The organism is Photorhabdus stackebrandtii, assembly GCF_011189495.1.
Taxonomy (GTDB): Bacteria; Pseudomonadota; Gammaproteobacteria; order Enterobacterales; family Enterobacteriaceae; genus Photorhabdus; species Photorhabdus khanii.
In genome coordinates, this window is the sequence record NZ_PUJV01000223.1 from 1 (window position 1) to 212 (window position 212).

Annotated in this window: 1 protein-coding gene; it reads right to left on the bottom strand. The window is 65.1% G+C overall.

The features are described 5' to 3' along the window. Positions 1-212 (bottom strand): AMP-binding enzyme (locus C5470_RS22395; protein ID WP_166291982.1); only part of this gene is annotated, 212 nt, incomplete at both ends.

Consider the following 212-nt stretch of genomic DNA (forward strand, 5'->3'; position numbering starts at 1 on the left):
CTGGCGGGCAAAGGCGTCCTCCCCGGGCACCGGCAGCGCCCGGCGGTCCAGTTTGCCGTTCGGGGTTAACGGGAAGCGGTCCAGACGCACCACCGCCGCCGGCACCATATACTCCGGCAAAACTTGACTCAGGCGCTCACGTAAGTTATTCACCAGCCCTTCTTCCACGTCCGCCGCCACATACGCCACCAGCCGTTTGTCCAGCCCTTTCC